Source organism: Streptomyces sp. R21, from assembly GCF_041051975.1.
GTDB lineage: Bacteria > Actinomycetota > Actinomycetes > Streptomycetales > Streptomycetaceae > Streptomyces.
In genome coordinates this window covers 1,053,433-1,070,380 of sequence record NZ_CP163435.1, presented here as the reverse complement: position 1 = coordinate 1,070,380, position 16,948 = coordinate 1,053,433, and the positions used below count along the sequence as shown (strand labels likewise).

15 protein-coding genes and 3 pseudogenes are annotated in these 16,948 nt (G+C 70.5%); 9 read left to right on the top strand and 9 right to left on the bottom strand.

Annotated features, from left to right (window positions below; genetic code table 11):
- Nucleotides 1-10 precede the first annotated feature (10 nt).
- The 4 genes from AB5J56_RS05050 to AB5J56_RS05035 all read right to left on the bottom strand — a co-directional run bounded on the left by AB5J56_RS05050 (nucleotide 11) and on the right by AB5J56_RS05035 (nucleotide 4,609).
- Nucleotides 11-913, bottom strand: coding sequence for a carbohydrate ABC transporter permease (locus AB5J56_RS05050; RefSeq protein WP_369242359.1), 903 nt, complete (start codon nucleotides 911-913; stop codon nucleotides 11-13).
- 23 nt (nucleotides 914-936) lie between these two features.
- Nucleotides 937-1,845 carry a carbohydrate ABC transporter permease gene (locus AB5J56_RS05045; protein ID WP_369230451.1) on the bottom strand — a complete coding sequence of 303 codons (909 nt, stop codon included), beginning with the start codon at nucleotides 1,843-1,845 and terminating at the stop codon, nucleotides 937-939.
- A gap of 1 nt (nucleotide 1,846) precedes the next feature.
- Complete coding sequence (locus AB5J56_RS05040) at nucleotides 1,847-3,232, bottom strand: ABC transporter substrate-binding protein (RefSeq protein ID WP_369230449.1); 1,386 nt, start codon at nucleotides 3,230-3,232, stop codon at nucleotides 1,847-1,849.
- Nucleotides 3,233-3,472: 240 nt separating this feature from the next.
- On the bottom strand, nucleotides 3,473-4,609 hold the full coding sequence (locus AB5J56_RS05035; protein ID WP_369230447.1) for a LacI family DNA-binding transcriptional regulator: 1,137 nt from the start codon (nucleotides 4,607-4,609) through the stop codon (nucleotides 3,473-3,475).
- Between the two features lie 220 nt (nucleotides 4,610-4,829).
- Between AB5J56_RS05035 and AB5J56_RS05030 the strand changes: the two genes are divergently transcribed.
- Both AB5J56_RS05030 and AB5J56_RS05025 read left to right on the top strand, forming a co-directional pair.
- Nucleotides 4,830-5,375: a dihydrofolate reductase family protein gene (locus AB5J56_RS05030; protein ID WP_369230446.1), complete on the top strand. Its 546-nt coding sequence runs from the start codon at nucleotides 4,830-4,832 to the stop codon at nucleotides 5,373-5,375.
- A gap of 132 nt (nucleotides 5,376-5,507) precedes the next feature.
- Nucleotides 5,508-6,758 (top strand): MFS transporter, encoded by a 1,251-nt coding sequence (locus tag AB5J56_RS05025; RefSeq protein WP_369242357.1) that lies wholly within the window; start codon nucleotides 5,508-5,510, stop codon nucleotides 6,756-6,758.
- A 90-nt stretch (nucleotides 6,759-6,848) separates the two neighbouring features.
- Here AB5J56_RS05025 and AB5J56_RS05020 read toward each other — a convergent pair whose 3' ends face one another.
- Both AB5J56_RS05020 and AB5J56_RS05015 read right to left on the bottom strand, forming a co-directional pair.
- Nucleotides 6,849-7,112: a hypothetical protein gene (locus AB5J56_RS05020; protein WP_369243173.1), complete on the bottom strand. Its 264-nt coding sequence runs from the start codon at nucleotides 7,110-7,112 to the stop codon at nucleotides 6,849-6,851.
- Between the two features lie 211 nt (nucleotides 7,113-7,323).
- Nucleotides 7,324-7,553, bottom strand: a pseudogene (locus tag AB5J56_RS05015) (helix-turn-helix domain-containing protein); the annotation flags it as partial.
- Nucleotides 7,554-7,767: 214 nt separating this feature from the next.
- Between AB5J56_RS05015 and AB5J56_RS05010 the strand changes: the two are divergent.
- From AB5J56_RS05010 to AB5J56_RS04995, 4 genes are all read left to right on the top strand, one after another.
- Nucleotides 7,768-8,607, top strand: coding sequence for an SDR family oxidoreductase (locus AB5J56_RS05010; protein ID WP_369230444.1), 840 nt, complete (start codon nucleotides 7,768-7,770; stop codon nucleotides 8,605-8,607).
- Between the two features lie 46 nt (nucleotides 8,608-8,653).
- Nucleotides 8,654-9,433, top strand: a complete 780-nt coding sequence (locus tag AB5J56_RS05005) for an SDR family oxidoreductase (RefSeq protein ID WP_369230442.1) — start codon at nucleotides 8,654-8,656, stop codon at nucleotides 9,431-9,433.
- A gap of 180 nt (nucleotides 9,434-9,613) precedes the next feature.
- Nucleotides 9,614-10,030: a cupin domain-containing protein gene (locus AB5J56_RS05000; RefSeq protein WP_369230440.1), complete on the top strand. Its 417-nt coding sequence runs from the start codon at nucleotides 9,614-9,616 to the stop codon at nucleotides 10,028-10,030.
- 47 nt (nucleotides 10,031-10,077) lie between these two features.
- The gene (locus AB5J56_RS04995) at nucleotides 10,078-11,112 is read left to right on the top strand and encodes a zinc-dependent alcohol dehydrogenase family protein (RefSeq protein WP_369230438.1); all 1,035 of its coding nucleotides are present in this window, start codon (nucleotides 10,078-10,080) and stop codon (nucleotides 11,110-11,112) included.
- Nucleotides 11,113-11,129: 17 nt separating this feature from the next.
- Here the strand turns inward: AB5J56_RS04995 and AB5J56_RS04990 are convergent, their stop codons facing one another.
- A complete protein-coding gene (locus AB5J56_RS04990) occupies nucleotides 11,130-12,035 on the bottom strand; it encodes a helix-turn-helix domain-containing protein (protein WP_369230436.1) in 906 nt (301 codons plus the stop codon).
- A gap of 150 nt (nucleotides 12,036-12,185) precedes the next feature.
- Between AB5J56_RS04990 and AB5J56_RS04985 the strand changes: the two are divergent.
- The 3 genes and pseudogenes from AB5J56_RS04985 to AB5J56_RS04975 form a co-directional block, all read left to right on the top strand.
- Nucleotides 12,186-12,514: pseudogene (locus AB5J56_RS04985) on the top strand (aldo/keto reductase); the annotation flags it as partial.
- 40 nt (nucleotides 12,515-12,554) lie between these two features.
- On the top strand, nucleotides 12,555-12,938 hold the full coding sequence (locus AB5J56_RS04980) for a nuclear transport factor 2 family protein (RefSeq protein ID WP_369230434.1): 384 nt from the start codon (nucleotides 12,555-12,557) through the stop codon (nucleotides 12,936-12,938).
- Between the two features lie 22 nt (nucleotides 12,939-12,960).
- Nucleotides 12,961-13,236 (top strand): annotated as a pseudogene (locus AB5J56_RS04975) (NAD(+) kinase); the annotation flags it as partial.
- Between the two features lie 37 nt (nucleotides 13,237-13,273).
- Here the strand turns inward: AB5J56_RS04975 and helR are convergent.
- Both helR and AB5J56_RS04965 read right to left on the bottom strand, forming a co-directional pair.
- Entirely contained in the window at nucleotides 13,274-15,421 is a 2,148-nt protein-coding gene (gene helR, locus AB5J56_RS04970; protein ID WP_369230432.1) for an RNA polymerase recycling motor ATPase HelR, read from the bottom strand.
- A 73-nt stretch (nucleotides 15,422-15,494) separates the two neighbouring features.
- Nucleotides 15,495-16,730, bottom strand: coding sequence for a glycosyltransferase (locus AB5J56_RS04965; RefSeq protein WP_369230430.1), 1,236 nt, complete (start codon nucleotides 16,728-16,730; stop codon nucleotides 15,495-15,497).
- Nucleotides 16,731-16,948: the final 218 nt, after the last annotated feature.

Below are 16,948 nucleotides of genomic sequence, written 5' to 3'. Positions count from 1 at the left end.
ATAGGGGGAGTTACTGCTTGACGCTTCCGGTGGCCAGACCGCTCTGCCAGTAGCGCTGGAGCAGGAGGAAGGCCACGACAAGGGGAATGATCGAGATCAGGGATCCGGTCACGACGAGCGCGAGCAGGTCGCTGCTGGACCCGGCCCCGCCGTTCTGGGCCTGCGCGGCCCAGGAGGACAGGCCGACCGTGATGGGGTACAGCTTCGGGTCGTTGAGCATGATCAGCGGCAGGAAGTAGTTGTTCCAGGTCGCCACGAGCGTGAACAGCAGGACGGTGGCCAGGCCGGGGGCCAGCAGCCTGAGGACGATCCGGAAGAAGATCCGGGCCTCGCCCGCCCCGTCGATCCGGGCGGCCTCCAGGATGCTGTCAGGGACGGCGTCGGCCGCGTAGACGCGCATGAGGTAGAGGCCGAAGGGGTTGACGAGCGAGGGCAGGATGACCGCCCAGGGGGTGTTGACCAGGCCCGCCTTCGCGAACAGCAGGTAGGTGGGGATCGCCAGCGCGGTGGCCGGGATCATGATGGCGCCGAGGACCAGGTTGAAGGCGGCGCGGTCGCCGCGGAAGCGGAACTTGGCGAACCCGTAGCCGCCGGCCGCCGCGAGGAGCGCGGCGCCGAGTGCGCTGACCACGGCGTACATCACCGTGTTGAGCAGCCAGTGGACGAAGACCCCGTCGTCCTGGGTGAACGTCGCCTTGATGTTGGTCAGCAGCTGTGGGGTGTGCGAGAACCACAGGCCGAAGCTGTTGAAGAGGTCCTGGGTGCTCTTGGTCGAGGCGACCAGCAGCCAGCACAGCGGCAGGAGGAAGTAGGCCAGGGCGGCCAGCATGGCGATCGTGAGAGGGGTGCTGCGGCGGCGGGCCGAGGCTCTCCGCCGAGCGGCAGGGGGCGCGGTGGGTGCCTGCTCCGTCAGCGGGGCGATCACGGCGGAGGTCGTCACGGTGTCCTCCTGCGGTTGGCGGTGAGCAGTACGCCGTAGGAGGCGATCACGATGACCAGGCCGAGGAGGAAGGAGACCGTGGCCGCGTAGTTGAGCTGCTGGCCGGTGAAGGCGAGGGAGTAGGCGTAGAGGTTGGCGGTGTAGGAGCTGCTGATGACGTCCGGCGCGATCTTCATCAACAGGCTTGGCTCGTTGAACAGTTGGAAGCTGCCGATCACCGAGAAGAGCAGGGTGAGCAGCAAGGCGGGTTTGAGCGCGGGCAGTTTGATCGACCAGGCGATGCGCCAGGCACCGGCGCCGTCCATCGCGGCGGCCTCGTACAGGTCCGGAGGCACGGTCCGCAGGGCGGCGTACAGGATGATCATGTTGTAGCCGACGAACTCCCAGGTCACGATGTTCGCAAGGCTGCCGAGCATCCAGCCGTCGCTGAGGAAGTGCGGGACCGGCAGGTCCAGATGACGGCTGAGCTGGGCGAAGGGGCCGAAGTCGGGGCCGTACAGATAGCCCCACATGAGCGCGGCGACCACGCTCGGGACGGCGTACGGCACGAAGATGCCCAGCCGGATGACCCGCGCGAGCCGCAGCAGGCCGCTGTCCAGCGCGAGGGCGAACAGCAGGGCCAGCACCAGCATCAACGGGACCTGGAACACGAAGAACTCCGCGACCCGCAGGACCCCGTCGTGCAGGAGCGGGTCCTTGAGGGCCTTGACGTAGTTGTCCAGGCCGACGAACACCGTTCCGCCGATGAGGCGTTGCTGGAAGAGGCTGAGGTAGGCGGCGTAGCACAGCGGGGCCAGGAAGAGCAGGGCGAAGAGCACCAGGAACGGTGCGACGAACAGGGGGCCCGCCGAGCGGTGGCCGGGAGGGCGGGGCCGCTTGGCCGGGGTCGCGGTGGTGGCCGCCATCTCAGGCTCCCTTGACGGTGAAGCCCTGGTTCCTGGCGTACGTCGTGATCCGCGACTGCCACTTGCCGAGCGCGGCGGTGGTGTCGGACCTGTCGGCGAGGGACTTGCCGACGGTCTCGGTCCAGTCGGTGGCGACCTGGTCGAGGAACGGCGGCCACTGGAAGGAGGGCGAGACCGTGTCGCTGATGCCGGCGAAGACCTGGTTGACCTTCTGGCCGCCGTAGAAGGCGGGCGTGTCACCGGCGAAGTCCGCGTCGGCCAGCATGGCCTTGGTCGCCGGGAAGAAGAACTGCTTGGTGGCGAACATCTTCGCGCTGGCGGGATCGCTGTTGAGGAACTGCGCGAACAGGGCCGCCGCGATGGGATTCTTGGCGGACTTGATGACCGCGGTGGTCGAGCCGCCCCAGTTGCCCGACACCGGCTTGGCGGCGTCCCACTGCGGCAGCGGGGCGGCGCGCCACTTGCCCGCCGTGGACTTCGCCGAACCGGACAGGAAGGCCGGCCCCCAGGCCGCCGTGAGCCAGGTGGCGTACTTGCCCTTGTTGAACCCGGAGTACCAGCCGTCGGTGAAGTCCGGGTCGGCGCTGATGACCCCTTCCTTCGCCAACCCGCCCCAGAACTCCCCGAGTTTCCTGGAGGTCGCGTCGTCGACGCTGATCGAGAGGGTGCTCCTGCCGGAGGTCGTGTACGGCTTGGCGCCCGCCTGCCACAGCAGGCCGTGCCAGGCGGCGGGCTCGTTGGCCGAGAGGTTGGTCAGGTAGACGTCCGGGTCGGCCTTGTGGAGCTTGCGGGCCGCAGCGGCGAACTCCTCCCAGGTCCTCGGGACTTGGATGCCGTGCTTGTCGAAGATGTCCTTGCGGTACAGCATCCCCATCGGGCCGGTGTCCTGCGGGATCGCCCAGACCTCGCCGCCGGCACCGCTGACCTGGCCCCACGTCCAGTCGACGAACTTGTCCTTGAGCTCGGCGGCGCCGTACGGGCTCAGGTCGAGCAGGCTGCCCGTGATCGTGAACGTCGGGACCGCCTGGTACTCGATCTGGGCCAGGTCCGGGGCGCCGGTGCCGGCCTTGAGGGCGGTGCGCAGCTTCGTGTAATGAGCCACGCCCTGACCGGCGTTGACGACCTTGACCTTGATCGCCGGGTACTTATTCTCGAAGAGCGCGACCTCTGCGGCGATGTTCGGAACCCACGTCCAGAACGTCAGCTCGGTCGGTGTCTTCATCGCCTTGTCGATGTCGGCCTGGCTGACCGGCTTGCCGGGGGAGCCACTGGAACCGCTGTCCCCGCCGCCGCATGCGGACAGCGCGGCGCCGAGTGACACCGCCCCGGTGGCGGTGAGGAACAGACGGCGGCTCATGGCGGACGGGTGTGCGAAGGATCGGGGCATGGTGAACTCCGGCCGATGGCGAAGGGAACGGCACGCCTGGCGAGGGCGCGTCGCACGGGTGAGGGAGGGAGAGTGGTGCTGCGGGGTGAGACGGGCGGACGCCGCTACCGGGGCATTGGGGTCGCCATGCTCAGGTGCGGGTCGCGCGAGGTGTGTCCGGCGCACGCCGAACGTACGGCGCGGCGGGACGTCCACGGCTGTGGAGAGGTGAGAGGGCGAAGGCCGCCGTGGTGGGGCCGATCAGGGGAGGGAGGACGATGCGTCCGCGATCGGCGGCGCATGCGCCCCGTCACGCGAACGCGAAGGCGCGCGCCGCCCGCGCCCCGGTGCCGTCCGGCGCGGCGGGGCTGCGGTCGAGGCGCGGACGATGAGATCGACCGGCGGATCGTTCGCGGGCGGCAGCTCCACGTCCGGCTTCTCGATGGCCTGCACGAGCAGTCGGAGTCCTTCCCGGGCCACGGCGTCGAACGGCTGACGGACCGAGGTCAGGGGAGGGGTGACATAGGGGGCGACGGGGATGTCGTCGAAGCCGACCACACTGACGTCGTCCGGCACACGAAGGCCGGCTTCCGTCAGCGCACGCATCAGGCCGATGGCCATGTCGTCGTTCGCGGCGAACACCGCGGTGACGTCGCCGCCGGAGGCGAGTTCGCGGCCCGCCGCGTAGCCGGAGGCGGCCGACCAGTCACCCTCCAGGACGGGGGGCTGGTCCCTGCCGTGTGCCGCGAGGGCCGCGCGCCAGCCCGCGAGTCGGTCCCGCGCGGCGAACCACCGCTGTGGGCCCGCGATGTGATGGACCGTCACATGCCCCAAGTCCAGCAGGTGTTGGGTGGCCGCCCGGGCCAGCGGCTCGGCACCGACGCCCGCGACAACCGCCCTCGGGCCGGCCAGTGCAGCCGGTGCGCCCAGGACCAGGACCGGGACATCGATGCTGAGAGAGGCGGCTCCCTCGGCTCCCTCGTCGATCGGCTCGGAGACGACGATGCCGTCCACGCCCTGTTCGAGGAGGGACTCCACGGCACCGGCGACGCCTCCGGGGTCACCTTCCAGTGTGTTGACCACCCGCAGCGCGTATCCCGCGTCCCGGGCGGCCCGCTCGATGCCGATGAGCAGTGAGGCGGGGCCGTACAGGGCAGTGCCCAGCGCGACCACGCCGATGGTCCGGGTCCGGCCGGAGGCGAGCGAGCGGGCCGCGTTGTTCAACCGGTACCCGAGTTCTTCGGCGGCGTCGAGCACTCGCTGACGCACCTCGGCGGAGACGTACTGCTCCCCGTTGAAGACCCGGGAGACCGTCTTCTGCGAGACGCCCGCGCGCCGGGCCACGTCCACACCGCGCGGCGCGGCGGAGCCACCGCTCCGTGCTTCCCCTCGCGCCATGGCGTCTCCCTGTGTCCGGCAGCCTGAATCCTAGCCAGTCACCAGCCGGCCATCCGTGTGACTGCGCTGTCATGACTGCGCAGTCATATGTACGCACCCGAACGAGGCGCGTCAAGAGTTCGCGCAGGAATCCATTCGCCGCTCATCGATGAGTTTCGGCGCCCCGGGCGGTCCATACCGGCACGACGAGACGAATGACGAATGGCGAACGGAGAATCCGGTGGGCAAGGTGCTGTGGCATTTGGCGATGTCGTTGGACGGGTTCGCGGCCGGTCCCCATCACTCGATGGACTGGATGTCCGGGATGAAGGTCAGTCCGGGCGTCCACCAGGAGTCGATCGCCGGCCTGGGTGCCGTACTGGGTGGCCGTCGTGGGTACGACGCGATCGCCGAGCGGCATCCCGGCCGGGCGAGCAGGCAGCCCTACGGCGGGGCGTGGAGCGGCCCGGTGTTCGTGCTGACGCACCATCCCGAGGATGCGATCCCGGATCCCGGCGTGACGTTCCTCGACTGCGACGTGGCCGAGGCGGTCGAGATCGGGCTGGCCGCGGCGAAGGGCAAGGACCTGGAGATCCACGGCCAGGACATCGCCCGGCAGTGCGTCGAACGCGACCTGATCGACGAGTTCTACGTGCATCTGGCGCCGGTCATGCTCGGCTCCGGAGTGCGGCTGTTCGACTGCCCCGGTATCGAGCCGGTCCGGTGGGCCAGGATTCACGACGGCGACCCCGCACAGGCCGTGGATCTGCGATACCGGCGGGCTTGACGGTCGTGTGCGTTCGGGGGCTGCGTGCCGTGCGCCGCGTGCGCGTCCAGTCGGTGGACCCCGATCCGAACGTCACGAGGCCCCCACCATGATGGTGCGATGGCCATTCAACCGATCGACAGGACACGGCAGTTGCCCGCCGGGCTCGTCGCGCTCGCTCTCGGGAGTTTCGGGATCGGCCTGACCGAGTTCGTGATCGCCGGCCTGCTGCCACAGGTGGGGCGGAGCCTGGCGGTGTCCGAGGCCGCGGCAGGATGGCTGATCTCCGGGTATGCGCTGACGGTGGCAGTCGGCGCGATGGTGGTCACCGCCGTCACCGCCGCTCTGCCCCGCAAGCCCGTCCTCGTCGGTCTGGTGGCGCTGTTCGTCGTCGGTAATCTCCTGTCCGCCCTCGCACCGAACTACCCGGTGATGCTGCTCGGACGCGTGGTCGCGGCGCTGTGCCACGGCTCGTTCTTCGGCCTCGGCTCGCTCGTCGCGCGGCGCATGGTCGCCCCCGAGCGGGCGTCGCGGGCGGTGGCGGTGATGTTCGCCGGGCTGACGGTCGCGAATGTGCTGGGCGTACCGTTCGGCGCCCTGGTCGGCGAACGGTGGGGCTGGCGCGCCACGTTCTGGGCCATCACCGGTATCGGTGTCGCCGCCGCGGCCGCCATCGCCGTACTGGTGCCGGGCTGGGCAGGCGAGGTGGACCGGCGTCCTGCACCGGGCCTGAACACGGACCCGGGCCTGAACACGGACCCGGGCCTGAACGCGGACCCGGACCCGGACCCGGACCCGGTCACAGCCTCCGGACGGACGGACGGGCTGCGCACCCAACTACGCGCCTTCCGTTCGGGGCAGGTCTGGCTGACCCTCGCCGCCACCGCACTCGGCTACGGCGGGATGTTCGGCGCGTTCAGCTACCTTGCCTACACCTTCACCCGGGTCACCGGCTTCTCCAGCACCGACGTCGCCTGGCTGCTCGTCGTCTACGGCAGCGGCCTGGTGATCGGGAACGTGGCCGGCGGACGAGGCGCCGACCGCGATCGCGACCTCACTCTGATCGTTTCCCTGGCCGGACTCACCGTCACCCTCGCCGCGTTCGGGCTGCTGGCCTCCAGCCCTGCGGCGTCGGTGGTGCTGGTCTTCCTGACGGGAGTGTTCGGGTTCGCCAGTGTGCCCGGCATGATCACCCGGGTCACCGACCACGCCCACGGGGTGCCGCTCGCTGCCAGCGCCAACGTCTCCGCCTCCAACATCGGCAACGCCCTGGGCGCCTGGCTCGGCGGCCTCGCCATCAGCACCGGCCTCGGCTACACGGCTCCGCTGTACGTCGGCGCGGCCATCGTCCTGGCCGGGCTCGCGGTGATGATGGTCGCTGCACGCAGATCGGAAGGCGGCTGAGGGCGGCCCTCACCTGAACGGCGGCCTCGGCTCAATGGCGGCCGTGCTCAGCGGAGCGGAGCGCGGCTTTCCCGGGATTTCCCGTGCAAGTCATAAGGCGGCGCGAAGCGCGTTCTCCATGCTGTTGCTGGTCGACCACAGCGGTTCGATGGTGGAGCGGCGGCGGGCGCAGGTGGGACCCGCGATGGCCTGGGCGGTGCTGATCTGCGTGGGGACGCTCGTGGCACATCTGACCTGGCTCGCTGTCGTCACGACGCTGTTGGTCGGCTTCGTGATCCTCTTCTCCGGCGTCGTCAGCTCGGTTCTGGCGGTCAGCTCGACAGGGCTCCGGCTGCCGTTCGTGCTGCCGGTCACGAGACCGGGGGAGCTGTCCCAACTGCCTGACCGCCTGGCGGGCGCCGGGCTGGCGGCAGCCGCGGTACTGCCGGCCGTCTGTCTGCTGTGGCCGCGTCGTCATCATCGCCATCGGCGAATCGCTGACCGCTTGTCACAGACCGTGTCGTCCTTGCCGCGGATGCTGCCGGTGATGCCGTCGCCCTGCGCTGAGGGTGAGCTCGAGAACGCTACGGGCGGCCCTGCTCGCGAGGTTGCGCAGGTGCTCGTGTCCGTCGTCCAGTTGCAGGGCGCGGCCGAGGGAGGCGACAACGGACGGCCTGGGGCGGGTCTCCTCGCCGCGTTCGAGGCGGGTGCAGCAGTCGATGCTGATTCCGGCGAGAGTGGCCGGCTCTTCGCGGCGCACCCGGGCGTGCGCCGCAGCGTGGAGCCTGCCGCGAGCCCGGCCTCGGCGGGCGTCAGCCGAGCTCGGTGCCGCCGTTGGCGGAGTGCTCACGTGTCATGTTCCCTGGTGTCAGCACACCGTGACCTGCGCGGGAGACGAATGGGGGCCCTGTCACTCCCCCGAACGGTGCTCCCCGGCACGCCACAGCCTGCCACTTCGCGTGCCCCTCCCGCAGGCTGGATCTCGGTGATGAAGGCAGGCGCGACAGCGCAGAGCGAAGGGGTCGGAGACATGGGCAAGGACACAAAGGAAGTAGTCGTTGTCATCGGTTCCGGAAGCATCGGTCTCGCCATCGCGCGTCGCGTCGGCGCCGGCCGGACCGTGCTGCTCGCCGACTACAGCGACCGGGCGGCCGAGGCCGCCGCCGAACGCCTGCGGGGCGAGGGGCACGACGTGACCACCCGCGTCACCGACGTCTCCGACCACGACGCGGTCGAAGCCCTGGCCGACGCGGCCGCCGATCTGGGCCCGGTCACCCAGGTGGTGCATACCGCCGGTGTTTCCCCCACGCAGGCGAGCATCGAGCGGATTCTGCACGTCGACCTGGTCGGCACCGCGATGGTGCTGGACGCGTTTGGCCGCGTCGTCGCCCCCAACGGGGCGGGCATCGTGGTCGCCAGCATGGCCGGGCACCGGGAGAGCCCCTACACGCCCGAGATCGAACATGCGCTCGCCACCGCCGACACCGCGAGCCTGCTGGAGCTGCCGTTCCTCCAGCCCGATCAGGTCGGCTCCACCGTCCACGCCTACGCGCTCTCCAAGCGGGCCAACTCGCTCAGGGTGCAGACCGCCGCCGTCGCCTGGGGCAGGCGCGGAGCCCGCGTCAACGCCGTCAGCCCCGGGGTCATCATCACGCCGCTGGCTCTGGACGAGCTGTCCGGGCCGCGGCAGGAGTGGTTCGAGCAGGTGCGCAAGGTGTCGGCGGCCGGACGCTTCGGAACCCCCGACGAGGTCGCCGAAGCGGCCGCCTTCCTCCTCGGCCGCCAGGCAGGCTTCATCACCGGCGCCGACCTCCTCATGGACGGCGGCGTGACCGCGGCACTGCGCACCGGGGAACTGACGATCCCGTGACCGGCCAAGCACCCGAATCCCCACCCCCGCGGCGCAAGGAAAGACCATGACAACCTCACTCATGACCGTGCTGGTGGTCGGCGCGACCGGCAGCATCGGACGCCTCGTCGTCGCCGAGTCCCTCGCGCAGGGACACACCACCCGCGCCCTGGTACGGGATGCCGGCAAAGCCCGGCGCCTGCTCCCCGCCGAGGCGCAGTTGGCCGTAGGCGACATCACGCAGCCCGACACGCTGCCCGGGGCCGTGGCCGGCGTCGACGCCATCGTGCTGACACACGGCTCCATGTCCTCGCCGGAGACGATCGACTACGGCGGAGTCCGGAATGTGCTGGCGGCCCTGGGCGGTCAGAAGCCGCGCATCGTGCTGATGACCGCCATCGGAGTCACCGCTCGCAGTAGCGCGTACAACCATCTGGTCGAGTGGAAGCGCCGCTCCGAGCGCCTGGTCCGCGCCGGCGGCCTGCCTCACACGATCGTGCGGCCTGGCTGGTTCGACATGAACGGCCCCGACGAGCAGCGCCCCGTCTTCCTGCAGGGCGACACGCGGCGCTCCGGCGGGCCCGCCGACGGTGCCGTCTCGCGCAGCCGGATCGCTCAGGTGCTGGTTGCGGCCGTCACCGCTCCGGAGGCGGTACGCCGTACCTTCGAGCTGGTCGCAGAACAGGGCTCCGCACCCAGCGACATGACCCAGCTTTTCGCCGCGTTGGACGAGGACGCGCCCGGCGCCCTGGACGCCGTCCGCGACGAGGCCAACATGCCGTTGGCGCAGGAGCCGCAGCGGGTTCGCGACGACCTGGACGCCCTCGGGACACCGGCCGCTCCTTGACGGCCACAGTGTCCGTTCTACGCCGGATGGCCCAGAGCCATGAGCGCGATCACCCAGCTCAAGGCCATCGTCGAGAAGCCGGGCCCGGCGCGGCGGACGCCCGGCATCCCGGAAAGAGAACCCCGGAAAGAGAACCCCGGAAAGAGAACCCCGGAAAGCGAACCCCCCGGAAAGAGAACCATGGAAATCCTCAAGAACCAGCCCACGACCAAGGCTCCCGCCGACTGGTTCACCGGCGACGTCTGGTTCGACGTCCTCTACGCAGGCGAGGAGCCGTCCCGGATGCGCGCCAACATGGTGCGCTTCTCCCCGTGCGCCCGCACCGACTGGCACTCCCACGCCTGTGGCCAGACCCTGCACATCGTCTCCGGCGTCGCACTGATCGGCACACGGGACGGCACGGTCATCGAGGCGCACCCCGGCGACACGATCCACACTCCGCCGGGTGAGGAGCACTGGCACGGCGCCGCCTCCGACCGCTTCATGACCCACCTGGCGCTGTGGGAGGGCACCGGCCCGGACGGCGGCCCGGAGACCACCTGGCTGGAGAAGGTCGACGACGCCGAGTACGGCGCCCCGCGCAGCCGCACCCGCTGACACCCCCCCGCCCCGACCCTCCGACGTACCGAAACGGGAAAGAGATCATGCGAGCAACACTCATGTACGGCGCAGGCGACGTCCGCGTCGAGAACGTCCCGGACCCGAAGATCCAGCAGCCGACCGACGCGATGGTGCGCGTACTGCGGTCCTGCGTCTGCGGCAGCGACCTGTGGCCCTACGGGTCGATGCCCGCGACCGAGCACGGAGAGCGCATGGGCCACGAGTTCCTCGGCGTCGTCGAGGAGACCGGCTCGGACGTCTCCGCACTGAAGGCGGGCGATGTGGTGGTCGCGCCATTCGTCTGGTCCGACAACACCTGTGAGTTCTGCCGCGAGGGCCTGCACACCTCCTGTCTGCACGGCGGGCAGTGGGCGCGCGACGGCGTCGACGGCGGCCAGGGCGAGGCGGTGCGCGTCCCGCAGGCCCAGGGCACGCTGGTCAAGCTGCCGACAGGCGAGGACTCCGCTCTGCTGCCGTCCCTGCTGACTCTGTCCGACGTGTTCTGCACCGGCCATCACTGCGCGGTCACCGCCGGGGTCGGGCCCCGGACGACCGTCACGGTCGTCGGTGACGGCGCGGTCGGCCTGTCCGCCGTCCTCGCGGCCAAGCGACTCGGCGCCGAGCGGATCATCCTCATGGGCCGGCACAAGGACCGCACCGACCTGGGCCGGGACTTCGGCGCCACCGACGTCGTGGCCGAACGCGGCGACGAAGGCATCGAGCGCGTGCGCGAACTGACCGGCGGCCACGGCACGCACACCGTCCTCGAATGCGTCGGAACCCTGCCCGCCCTGCACATGTCGATCGGCACGGTCCGCCCGGGCGGCACCATCAGCCGGGTCGGCGCCCCGCAGTACGGCGAAGTCCCCCTGGGCTTCCCGGAGTTCATGAACAACATCACTCTCACCGGCGGTGTCGCCCCGGCGCGCGCCTACATCGAGGAGCTGCTGCCGGACATCCTGGAGGGCCGGATCGAACCGGGCCGCGTCTTCGATCGCACCGTCGGCCTCGATGAGATCCCCGACGGCTACCGGGCCATGGCCGACCGCGAGGCGCTGAAGGTCCTCGTCAAGCCGTAACGGGCGCAGGAACGAGGTCAGTGATGCTGGGGCACCCGCATGGCGGTCTCCGTCGGCACCGGCTCCCGGTCCAGCTTGAGCATCACGTCGTACTCCGATGTACCCGGGGCGGCGTGGTACGCGACGAGCCGCTGGCCGAAGCATCCCTCCGGCTGGAGCGAGTGGTAGCCGAAAGCGAAGGTACCGGCCTCGGGGTGGTGGAACGTCTTGGTGCCGTGGCTGTGGCCCTTGACGTCGTAACGCTCCCACAGGCGAACGAAGTCCGGGCTCTTGGCGAGGAGTTCGTCGACGAGACCGGTGAGGTCGGGGGCGTCCGGTTCGACGCCGGCGAGGGTGCGCAGGCGGGCGACGCAGCCGCGGATCTGGTTCTCCCAGTCCTCGAAGAGGACGCGGGCGATGGGATGGAGGAAGACGTAGCGCACGATGTTTCGCCGCCCCTCCGGCCAGTCCTCCAGGCCGGCCAACAGCCGCAGCCCGCCGGGGTTGGTCGCCAGCAGGTCCATGGTGCGGCTGACGATGTGGGCGGGATACGGGCGCATGCCGTCCAGCAGCAGTTGCAGGCCGGCGTCCACGGTCTGCCCGAGCGCTGCTGCCGGTTGATCCGCCCCTCTGCCTCGTGCGGCACAAGCGGCGAGCTCACGCAGATGCAGGAGCTCGGCCTTCTCCAGCAGCAGGGCGGAGGCGAGAGCGGCGACGACCGACGGGCTGGGGTTGGTCTCCCGGCCGCGCTCGAGCCGCGTGTAGTAGTCGATGCTCACCCCGGCCAGGGTGGCCAGCTCCTCCCGGCGCAGACCCGGAGTGCGGCGCAGGCCCGCCCCATGCGGGAGGCCCACGTCGGCCGGGGTGACGCGGGCTCGGCGGGCCCGCAGAAAGTTCCCCAGCTCACTGCCACCGTTCTTGCCGCTGCGCTGCTCACGTACCATGCGATCCAGTCTGGCAGCCGTGTGACCAGGGTGAAGGTCGCCAGAGGGGCCCTGTCACACCCTGGAACGCCGCTCCCCGGTACAGCGCGGTCTGCCGGACGCTGCGGATGGGCAGCAGGCTGACACACAGGCCGGCAAGCCGAAGCACACTCGACCGACGACTTCGACGACACCGACTGGCGCAAGAACAGCCCCCGTTTCACCGGCGAGAACTTCCAGCGCAACCTGCGCCTGGCCGACGGGGTGAGGGCCGTCGCCGACGAAGCCGGCGGGACGCCCGCGCAGGTCGCCCTGGCCTGGCTGCTCGCGCAGGCGACGAAGTCGCCCCCATCCCCGGTACCGAGCGCGTCGAGCGGGTCGAGGAGAACACCGCCGACGGCATCGTCCTGACCGCCGAGCAGATCGAGAAGCTCGACAACCTGCCCGCGGCCGCCGGTGACCACCATGACGAGGCCGGCATGCGCCTGTTCGGCCGGTGACAAGCTCATGAACCAAGCGGAACCCACCTCTGGAGCCATCGTGCAGCCAACAGCCGACCAGTCCGCCCGCGAGGAGATCCTCGACGCTCACCGTGCCTATCTGGAGGCCATGCGAGAGGGCGACACCTCGGTCCTCGACGGCCTGCTCGACGACAGCTTCACCCTCACCCATATGGCCGGATACGTGCAGCCGAAGGCTGAATGGCTGGCAGAGATGAGACAAGGCCGGTTCGTCTACCACACCATCGAGGAGAAGAGCACGACCATCGACGTCGACGGCCACACGGCCCGCCTGGTCGTCCGGACCGTCACGGATGCGACCGTGTACGGCACCCGGTGGGACTGGCGGCTGCAACTGGCCACCGACTACGCCCGCAGGGGCGACACCTGGGGCGTGCTGCGTACGGTGGCCACCACCTGGTGACCGAGTTCGTCCGGAAGCGGATGTGACAGTGAACCGGTTGGGTCTGGTCGTGCACGGCGGGCGCCCGGAGGCCGTGGACGCGGCCGGCCCGGTGCACGTGTGGTGCGAGGAACACGCCATGCGGTGCACGGACATCGACGTGTGGCACGACGGCGGTCGGCACAGCGCCCATGAGGAGGTCGCGGCAGCGGGTGACCCCGACCTCGGGGTCACCTTGGGCGGCGACGGCACCTTCCTGCGTGGCGCCCGGCTGACCGCCGCGAACGACGCCCTGGTCCTGGGAATCGACCTCAGACGTACCTCCTCGATGCCGAGGGGAACTCGCCACCCCGGCGTCAGGGGCTCGTCAGGATGATGAGTTGGCGGGTTGCCCGGGTCATCGCGACATAGCGGTCGACGCCTCCCTCGATGCCCTGGCCGAACTTCTCCGGGTCGATGAGGACGACCAGGTCGAACTCGAGCCCCTTCGACAGCTCGGGAGTCAGCGACCGGACGCGTGAGGTCGCTCGGAACGTGGGATCACCGATGACGCAGGCGATTCCCTCGGCGTGTTCGGCGAGCCAGGTGTCGAGGACGGAGCTCAGCTCGGCAGTGGATCCATGGACGACGGGGAGACCGTTGCTGCGGATGGAGGTCGGCACGTTGGCGTCCGGGAGCACGGTCCGGATGACCGGCTCGGCTTCCGTCATGATTTCTTCCGGCGTCCGGTAGTTGATGCTCAGGGAGGCCATGTTGATCCGGTCGAGCCCGATCCGTTCGAGCCGTTCCTGCCACGACTCCGTGAACCCGTGCCTGGCCTGGGCGCGGTCCCCGACGATGGTGAAGCTCCGGGACGGGCACCTGAGCAGCAGCATCTGCCACTCGGCGTCGGTGAGTTCCTGAGCCTCGTCCACGACGATGTGCGCGAACGGGCCGGCGAGCAGGTCCGGTTCGGCGCCGGGCAGCTCGGACTCGTCGACCAGGTTTCGCTGGAAGTCCGCACGGCGCAGCTGCGTCATGAGGCCTTCACCGTCGTCGTCGGCCGCGATCAGGTTGTCGACCACCTGCGCCATGCCTTCGCGTTGGGCGGCGAGGGCGGCCTCCTGCCTGCGCCTGCGCCGTGACGTCTCCGGGTCGCCGAGCCGCAGCCGTGCCGCGTCCAGGAGCGGCAGATCGGACACCGTCCACGCCCGGACGTCCTCGCGCTGCAACTGCCGTACCTCCTCGCGGCTGAGCCAGGGAGCGCACATCCGCAGGTAGGCGGGCACCGACCACAGGTCTCCGACGAGGTCGGCCGCATCGAGCAGCGGCCAGGCGCTGTTGAAGGCCGTGACCAACTCCCTGTCCCGCATCAGTGACGTGCGCAGCAGGTCGGCCGAGACCTCCCCGTCGTGCTTGTCCTCCAGGATCGTGAGCAGTTCCTCCCAGACCTGTTCGCGCGCCTCGTTGTGCGGTGTACCGGGCTCCGCCGCTTCGAACGCCAGCGCCCAGTCGTCGGCGCTCAGCCAGATGTCGGACCAGTGGGTTGTGACCGTCATCCCCTTGGCGGGCGGCTCCTCGTAGAACCTGACGGCCGTCTCGATCGCCTTCACCATGTTCGCGGACGACTTCAGGCGGGCCACGTTCGCGTCGGCCTCGCTCGCCGCCGCGGCCCCCTCGGCGACGAGGTCCCGCAGGATGCAGGTCTGCACGCCCTCCTCTCCGAGGCTGGGGAGGACATCGGAGACGTACGTCAGATAGGGCCGGTGCGGACCGACGAACAGCACGCCGCCCCGACGGTGACCGAGGCGGGGGTCGGCGTAGAGGAGGTAGGCGGAGCGGTGCAGCGCGACGACGGTCTTGCCCGTACCCGGACCGCCGTCGACGACGAGAGCGCCGCGGGATCCCGCGCGGATGATGGCGTCCTGGTCGGCCTGGATGGTGCCGAGCACGTCCCGCATCCGGGGCGACCGGTCGCTGCCCAGGCTGGCGATGAACGCGGACTGGTCGTCGAGCGCGGCGTGCCCGGCGAAACCGTCAGCGGTGAACACCTCGTCCCAGTAGTCGCTGATCCGGCCGTCGGTCCAGCGGTACCTGCGGCGGCTCGCCAGCCCCATCGGGTTGGCGTGGGTCGCTCCGAAGAACGGCTCGGCCGCGGGGGAGCGCCAGTCGAGCAGCAGCCGACGCCCCGTGCTGTCGGTGAGGCCGAGTCGTCCTACGTAGACGGGCTCGGGGCTGTCCGTGCCGACCATGTGCCCGAGGCACAGGTCCAGACCGAATCGGCGCAGCGTGCGCAGCCGGGCGGTCAGCCGGTGAACCTCCGCGTCCCGTTCCATCGCCTGCCGACCCTGGCCGCCGGGCGCTCGGCGCTCGGCGGCCAGGCGGTCGGACAGCTCGGCGATCGACTGTTCGAGGCACTCCGCGATGGCCGCGAAGTGCTCCTCGTCGCCGGCGATCAGCGTCGGGTCGGCCTTGGGGGCGAGACGGCCGGGAAGGTCGAAGGCGCTGGTGGTCAGTGGGTTCAATGCATTGGCTCCGATTGACACTCGGGTTCTGGTTCCTGGCTGGTGTTTCCTGGCTCGGTGATCCCGCGTGGGTTCACGCCGACACGGGCGGCCTTTCTCGGCCGGCCGTGTCCAGCAGCCACTTCGCGGCCACCGCCGTCCCGTCCGTACGGATGGTGGCGGCCACGGCGGTCGCTCTCGCGACGGTCTCCCGGGCGAGGGCGATGTCGAGCGCGGCGGACAGGGACGCGAAGGTCGGGACGGCGCCGTCGTGCGCCGCGCCGATGCCCAGGTCGGCCACCCGCCCTGCCCAGTACGGCTGGTCCGCCAGCTGGGGGACCACCACCTGAGGCGAGCCGGCGCGGGTGGCGGTCGTCGTCGTACCCGCGCCGCCGTGGTGCACAACGGCCGCCACGCGCCGGAACAGCGCCTGCTGGTTGACCTCGCCGACCGTGCAGCAGTCGTCCTGCCCGTCGACCAGCGCCAGATCGGCCCACCCGCTGCCGACGACGATACGGCGCCCCTGCGCGCGTACGGCCTCGACGGCGACCCGGGCGACGTCGGGTGCGGAGTGCATCGGCATGCTGCCGAACCCGACGTACACCGGCGGCGCCCCGGCGTCCAGGAACGCCAACAGCTCGGCGGGCAGCGGCCGTTCGTCGGGCGTGATCCACGCTCCGGTCTGTACGACGTCCAGTCCCGGCGTCTCCCGCCACGGGTCCAGCACCGGGTCCGTGGCCAGCCACGGCCGGTCGCCGACGACGTAGTCACGGACGTGCTCCACCGGCGGGAGACCGGCCGACGCTCGGTTCGTGTTCAGCGCCTCACCGAACAACGCGTCGATGCTCTGGGCGTCCAGGTCCCACAACAGCCGGTTGTCGGTCACCTCCGGCGGGAACGGCCGCCCCGGGTACGCCAGCGGCCGACGGTGCGGCGTCGGCAGGGTGAGCTGCTGGAAGGTGACGGACACGGACGGGATGCCCAGCTTCTCGGCCACCGACAGCGCACCGGCGGCGGCCGGCAGCATCCCCGTCGCCACCAGCACGTCGCACCCGTCGGCCGCGGCGGGGATCGCCTCGAACTGCCCGGCGATCACCTCGGCCGCGCGCTGCGGCATACCCGACGCCGGTGGCGCCTCCTTCGTCCACGCCCGCGCCGACCGGCTGACGGGCACCCACGGCACACCGACACCGGCCAGCCGCCGCGCGGAGTCCTCGTCCGGCGGCGCGCACATCCGCACCTCCGCGCCGAGTGCCCGCAACTGCACGGCGAGTCCCACCATCGGTTCGACGTCCCCGCGCGACCCATACGTCGACAACAGCACACGCACTTCGTGACTCCCCGTTCCGCAGATTCCGGCCTAGGCCGGAGATTCTGCGGTACGACGGGGGCCTTGCCGCAAGCCCCCCGTTGCGCTATAAGTTAAGAGTGGCAAGGAGTGTGGAACTCCTTGCCTTTCGTTTTGCCGTCCACTGCGGACGCACGGACGCCGCGCTGGACGAAGTTCTACGGACGGCCGCCGCCCTGGGCGATGTTCTGTCGCTGCGG

Coding starts and splice junctions, on each gene's coding strand:
- AB5J56_RS05045 (WP_369230451.1), bottom strand. CDS start 1,845: ATGGCGGCCACCACCGCGACCCCGGCCAAGCGGCCCCGCCCTCCCGGC.
- AB5J56_RS05040 (WP_369230449.1), bottom strand. CDS start 3,232: ATGCCCCGATCCTTCGCACACCCGTCCGCCATGAGCCGCCGTCTGTTC.
- AB5J56_RS05035 (WP_369230447.1), bottom strand. CDS start 4,609: ATGGCGCGAGGGGAAGCACGGAGCGGTGGCTCCGCCGCGCCGCGCGGT.
- AB5J56_RS05010 (WP_369230444.1), top strand. CDS start 7,768: ATGGGCAAGGACACAAAGGAAGTAGTCGTTGTCATCGGTTCCGGAAGC.
- AB5J56_RS05005 (WP_369230442.1), top strand. CDS start 8,654: ATGACAACCTCACTCATGACCGTGCTGGTGGTCGGCGCGACCGGCAGC.
- AB5J56_RS05000 (WP_369230440.1), top strand. CDS start 9,614: ATGGAAATCCTCAAGAACCAGCCCACGACCAAGGCTCCCGCCGACTGG.
- AB5J56_RS04995 (WP_369230438.1), top strand. CDS start 10,078: ATGCGAGCAACACTCATGTACGGCGCAGGCGACGTCCGCGTCGAGAAC.
- AB5J56_RS04990 (WP_369230436.1), bottom strand. CDS start 12,035: ATGGTACGTGAGCAGCGCAGCGGCAAGAACGGTGGCAGTGAGCTGGGG.